Genomic DNA, 5,961 nt, shown 5'->3' on the forward strand with positions numbered 1-5,961 from the left:
CGAACCTCGAACCTCGAACCTCGAACCTCGAACCTCGAACCTCGAACCTCGAACCTCGAACTTATCTCATGGTAACAAACTCTTCCGAACCCGTCGGGTGTAGTGCGACTACCGCATCAAAATCGGCCTTAGTCGCGCCCATTTTCATGGCGACTGCAAAACCCTGAATCATTTCATCAACGGTAAAACCAATACCGTGTAAGCCCACAACTTTTTCATCATCACCAGCACACACTAACATCATATTACAGGCTTGGCGGTGCTGAGTAACTGCGGTATACATAGCCGCAAAGCTTGATTTATATACTTTGACATTTTCGCCGCCGTACTGAGAAATCGCTTCTTGCTCAGTTAAACCAATTGTGCCGATAGGTGGGTGGCTAAATACTACGGTTGGTACTAGGCTGTAGTCCATTTTTAAATCGTTCGGCAATTCTTTATTAAATAAACGCTCCGATAGAGTACGACCCGCTTTAACAGCAACCGGTGTAAGCTCAATACCATTTTCGATAATATCACCCACAGCGTATACATTTTCAGCTGTGGTGTTTTGGTATTCATCTACTTTTACATAACCGCTTTCGTTTACTTCTACGCCTGCTGCAGCAAGGTTAATTTTATCGGTTGTTGGCGTGCGGCCTATAGCCCAAATAACCTGATCAACATTTTCGCTGTAACCATTCTCAAAATGAATCGTTAAGCTGCCATCAGCCTCTTTTACCACTTCTTTTGGTGAACACTCAGTGTGCAGTGTTGGGCCTTCTTTTGCCATAATATCAACCAGTGTGTCGATAATGTATGGGTCAAAGGTACGCAGTGGCTTGCTCTTACGAACAAATAAGTGAGTTTGTGTACCTAAGCTGTGCAGCACACCGGCAATTTCTACGGCAATATAACCGGCACCAACAACAGCAACACGTTTAGGTTGTTCGTTCAGCTCAAAAAAGCCGTTTGAATCAATACCGTGTTCAGCACCTGGAATATTAGGAATAGTAGGGCGGCCACCAACGGCAACTAAAATGTGATCGGCAGTATAGTGTTCGCCATCTACTTCAACGGTTTTACTATCAACAAACTTTGCAAAACCTTTGATCACAGTTACGCCATTTTTAGCTAAACCATTATCATAGCCTTTGTGAATACGGCCAATATAGGCTTCACGGCTTTCTACTAGTTTTGACCAATCAAAGCCTTTAACTTCAACATCAAAACCGTAATCAGGAGCATAAAGATTAATTGCTTCAGCAACTTGAGCGCCATGCCACATTACTTTTTTAGGAACACACCCTACGTTTACGCAGGTGCCACCCATGTGTTTAGCTTCAATTAATGCTACTTTTGCGCCACGCATTGCTGCACGGTTAGCTGATGCAATACCACCACTACCGCCACCAATTGCAATGTAATCAAAATGCTGAGCCATGTTTAATCCTCTAAATATTAATTTAACTTTTCTGTGCCGATGATAGCATATGCGATGAGCAAGTCACTTGTTCGGGGCTGCTAAAATCTATCAAACATCCTTCATCAAACGAAAGATATGCTATTTCAGATCAAGCTGCTAGGTGATCATTTAAAGATACACACTCGTTAACTAGTAAAACAGGTTTCCCCTTGTATTTACGTATTTTGCCCCAACTTCATTTTTATATTTGCATAAACTGAGAATGACTATGAGCAATGCACAAACAAATCCCCTTATTGGGCTTGAAGGACTTCCTCCTTTTTCAAAAATAAAGCCTGAGCATGTAGTACCGGCATTAAAAAAAGGTATTGAGCACTGTCGCAGTGCAATTGATGATGTATTAGCAAAGCAATCATACACCTGGAATGATTTAGTATTACCCCTTGAAGAAGCTGACGATAAACTATCGCGATTGTTTTCACCGGTATCGCATTTGAACTCGGTGATGAACAACGATGAACTTCGCGAAGCTTATGAGCAGTGTTTACCGCTTATTTCTGAATATTCTACTTTTGTTGGCCAACACCAAGGCTTATATGAGGCTTACAGCGCGCTTTATAATAGCGATGAATTTAAAACACTCACTACCGCTCAGCAAAAAACCGTTACTAACGCATTGCGTGACTTTAAGCTTTCAGGCATTGCACTAAATCCTGAGCAGCAAAAACGCTACGGTGAAATTAGTGCGCGTTTATCAGAGCTTGCTTCAAAATTTGGTAATAATGTGATGGATGCCACGCTTGCATGGCATAAGCATATTACCGATGAAAGCCAACTAGCGGGTTTACCAGAGTCAGCACTGGCATTAGCGGCCGATACAGCAAAAAGTAAAGACTTAGAAGGCTGGGTATTCACTCTCGATTTCCCTTCTTACTTACCTATAATGACTTACGCAGACGACCGTGAACTTCGCAAAGAAACATACACCGCGTTTTCTACTCGTGCATCCGATCAAGGTCCAAATGCAGGAGAGTTTGATAACTCGGCGATTATGAGTGAAGAACTGGCACTGCGTCATGAGTTAGCACAATTACTTGGCTTTAATAATTACGCCGAAAAATCTTTAGCTACAAAAATGGCAGAATCACCTGCACAGGTATTTTCATTTTTAGAAGACTTAGCTGCTAAATCTAAGCCACAAGCAGAGCAAGAGCTTAAAGAGTTGCAACAATACGCAGAGCAACAGCACGGTATTAGTGAACTACAGGCATGGGACTTTGGTTATTACAGCGAAAAGCTAAAGCAAGAAAAATACGCGATTTCAGATGAAGTATTACGCCCATACTTCCCTGCCGATAAAGTGCTTAGTGGTTTGTTCGAAACCGTTAACCGCTTATTTGGTATTACAGTTAAAGAACAAAAAGACATCGATACGTATCATAAAGATGTGCGCTTTTTTGAAATTTACGATAGCAACAATACTTTACGTGGCCGTTTTTACTTAGATTTATACGCCCGTGACCACAAGCGTGGCGGTGCGTGGATGGATGACTGTATGGGTCGTAAAGTGCGCGCTAATGGTGAACTTCAAACACCAGTTGCTTACTTGGTATGTAACTTTAATAAAGCGATTGGCGATAAGCCTGCTTTGTTTACCCATAATGAAGTAACCACACTGTTCCATGAGTTTGGTCACGGCATTCACCACATGTTAACTCAAGTCGATGCAGCGCCTGTTGCTGGTATTAATGGTGTAGCATGGGATGCCGTTGAATTGCCAAGTCAGTTTTTAGAAAACTGGTGTTACGAAGAAGAAGCCCTAAGCTTTATTTCAGGCCACTTCGAAACCGGTGAGCCATTACCAAAAGAGCTACTAGATAAACTATTGGCCGCTAAAAATTACAACTCAGGTATGCAAATGCTAAGACAACTTGAGTTCTCGTTATTCGATTTTAAAATTCACCATGACTACGTGGCAGACAAACCATGTAACATTCAAGCTGTACTTGATGATGTACGCAGTCGTACCTCAGTCATTAAGCCGCCAGCGTTTAACCGTTTTCAGCATGGCTTTAGTCATATTTTTGCGGGCGGTTACAGTGCAGGCTATTACTCGTATAAATGGGCTGAAGTACTTTCGGCTGATGCCTACTCTAAATTTGAAGAAGAGGGGATTTTTAATCCACAAACTGGCCAAGCGTTTATGCAGCATATTCTTGAAAAAGGCGGCAGCGAAGAGCCAATGGCACTGTTTAAAAACTTCCGCGGTCGTGAGCCAAGTGTAGATGCACTACTGCGCCACAGCGGCATCGCCGCTTAGGGTCTGTTGATTTTTGCGGATTAAAATATAATTAAAAAAGCGCCCCAGAGGCGCTTTTTTATTGCCTAAAATACAGCGCTGTTAAAGAATATTTTGAATAAATTTTAGTAGTTTTAACATGGCGTACTATGCTTTTAACAAAGTACTAAAAGGGACTAACGCATGGCAAAGTTAATACTGGCAATTGATGACGATAAATTAATGCACCATATTATTGAAGAATCTTTAGCTGGGTTTTGCAAAGTGATCCACGCCAAAAATGGTGAAGATGGCATAAGACAAGCGATTAAATATAACCCCGATATTATTTTGCTTGATGTTGAAATGCCAGGCATGTCTGGTTATGAGGTTTGCCAAACTATTAAACAAAATAAAGCCACAACAGATATTCCGGTAATGTTTTTATCATCCAAAGTGGGGCAAGCTGAACGTATTAAAGGGTTTAGTGTTGGCGGGGCTGACTACATTTTGAAGCCTTTTAACGCACAGGAGCTGATGGCACGGATTAAAATTCTTTACCAGTACCGCAAGCAGTGTGCAACACTGCAGTATGATATAGCAAAGGCCAATAAAACAGCTGAAATGGCGATGATTGAAACCGGTGACATGGGGCGCATTATGCGTTTTGTTTGTCAAAGCTATCATGCCGATAATTTAGAATTACTAAGTGAATACTTTTTAGGTTTTTTTACTCCATTACACCTCAATGTCGTGGTTGTTTTTTGGCAAAATAACCAGGGAATGTTTTATAGCCAAGAAACAGGCGTATGCCCATTAGAGCAAGAGCTACTCATACAGCATAAAAATGCAGAACGCTTTGTTGATATTGGTCATAGTACTATTATTAATTACCCTAATATTTCACTATTAATTAAAAATATGCCTGTAGATACGCCATCACTTTATGGCCGCTATAAAGATTTATTTCCGCATATTTTAGAAGTAACTAACGAAAAAGTAGTGACTATACAGCAGCACCAATATCGACTAATGCGCGACAATGAGCTAACCCTTGCTTTTAAAGATATTGTTGCCCAGCTTAAAAATCAAAACGCCATGCAAACGAGTGCAATTAGCCAGCTTACAGAGCAGCTTGAGCAACTCCAATCGCTAATGCAAACACACAACGAGATACCAGCTTCGCAATTTAATCAGCAAATAACTCAGCTTAGTCATACATCACAGCAGCTGGTTGCAACCACTAATGATTTAGCCTTTATTAAGCACCAACTAAAAACAACCACTCAACAGCGTGATGACTTAATTACTCAAACACAACTAAGTAAACAACAAACGCAGCCAGAACCTGAGAGTGAAAATAACGATATTGAGTTGTTTTAAACTAGAGATCGTATATTGGCTTTGTTTGGGTATAATAACGGTGAAATTTATCATCGGAGTGTGAAGTGGTTATACAGTGTGCGTTTAAAGAGTGTCGACCTTATTTAAATGAGTTAGAAGCACGCTTTGGGCTTGCTCAATGGGCAGAGCAAAGCAGTGGTTTTAGCTTGCATTACGATGATAAAGGACTAAGCCTGTATAAAACTGACGAGCCAAAATTAGGTGCTATTAACGTAGACTTTGTAACTGGTGCCGTTGCACATAGGCGTAAATTTGGTGGTGGTAAAGGGCAATCAATTGCCAAAGCAGTTGGTCTTAATAAGGGCGCAACGCCAGTGGTACTCGATGCCACAGCAGGCCTTGGACGCGACGGTTTTGTGTTAGCCTCGCTAGGCTGTAAAGTAATTCTACATGAGCGCCATCCCGTGGTTGCTGCACTGTTATATGATGGCTTACAACGTGCTTATAACGATAGTGAAATTGGCCCATGGATGCAGCAAAATATGAGCCTTATCTTTGGCTCAAGCCATACCTTACTTGCTCAATGTGACAGCATGCCCGATGTGGTTTACCTTGATCCAATGTTCCCGCACCGTGAAAAATCAGCGCTGGTTAAAAAAGAAATGCGGGTATTCCAAGAGTTAGTGGGTGGCGATACCGACGCCGATGATTTACTCGATTTTGCTTACCCTCTTGCCAGTAAGCGTGTAGTAGTGAAACGCCCCGATTACGCACCATTTTTAAATGATAAAACTCCAAGCATGCAAATCAAAACCAAGAAGAACCGCTTTGATGTATATGTAAAAGCCGCGATGGTTTAGGTCAAAGGTTAAAGGTTAAAGGTTAAAGGTTAAAGGTTAAAGGTTAAAGGTTAACGGGCTACGGGCTACGGGCT

4 protein-coding genes are annotated in these 5,961 nt (G+C 41.6%); 3 read left to right on the forward strand and 1 reads right to left on the reverse strand.

Annotated elements, in window-relative coordinates; genetic code table 11:
* Positions 1 to 61: 61 nt before the first annotated feature.
* Complete coding sequence (gorA, locus tag CWB77_RS17755) at positions 62 to 1,423, reverse strand: glutathione-disulfide reductase (protein ID WP_055013344.1); 1,362 nt, start codon at positions 1,421 to 1,423, stop codon at positions 62 to 64.
* Between the two features lie 250 nt (positions 1,424 to 1,673).
* Here gorA and prlC point away from each other — a divergent pair, with 250 nt between their 5' ends.
* From prlC to CWB77_RS17770, 3 genes are all read left to right on the forward strand, one after another.
* Entirely contained in the window at positions 1,674 to 3,725 is a 2,052-nt protein-coding gene (gene prlC, locus CWB77_RS17760) for an oligopeptidase A (protein ID WP_010390585.1), read from the forward strand.
* A gap of 162 nt (positions 3,726 to 3,887) precedes the next feature.
* Entirely contained in the window at positions 3,888 to 5,066 is a 1,179-nt protein-coding gene (locus CWB77_RS17765; RefSeq protein WP_138623846.1) for a response regulator, read from the forward strand.
* 65 nt (positions 5,067 to 5,131) lie between these two features.
* Entirely contained in the window at positions 5,132 to 5,887 is a 756-nt protein-coding gene (locus CWB77_RS17770; protein ID WP_008467222.1) for a class I SAM-dependent methyltransferase, read from the forward strand.
* Positions 5,888 to 5,961 lie beyond the last annotated feature (74 nt).

Origin of the sequence: Pseudoalteromonas sp. S1610 (genome assembly GCF_005887465.1) — a bacterium.
In the GTDB taxonomy this organism is placed as follows: domain Bacteria; phylum Pseudomonadota; class Gammaproteobacteria; order Enterobacterales; family Alteromonadaceae; genus Pseudoalteromonas; species Pseudoalteromonas undina.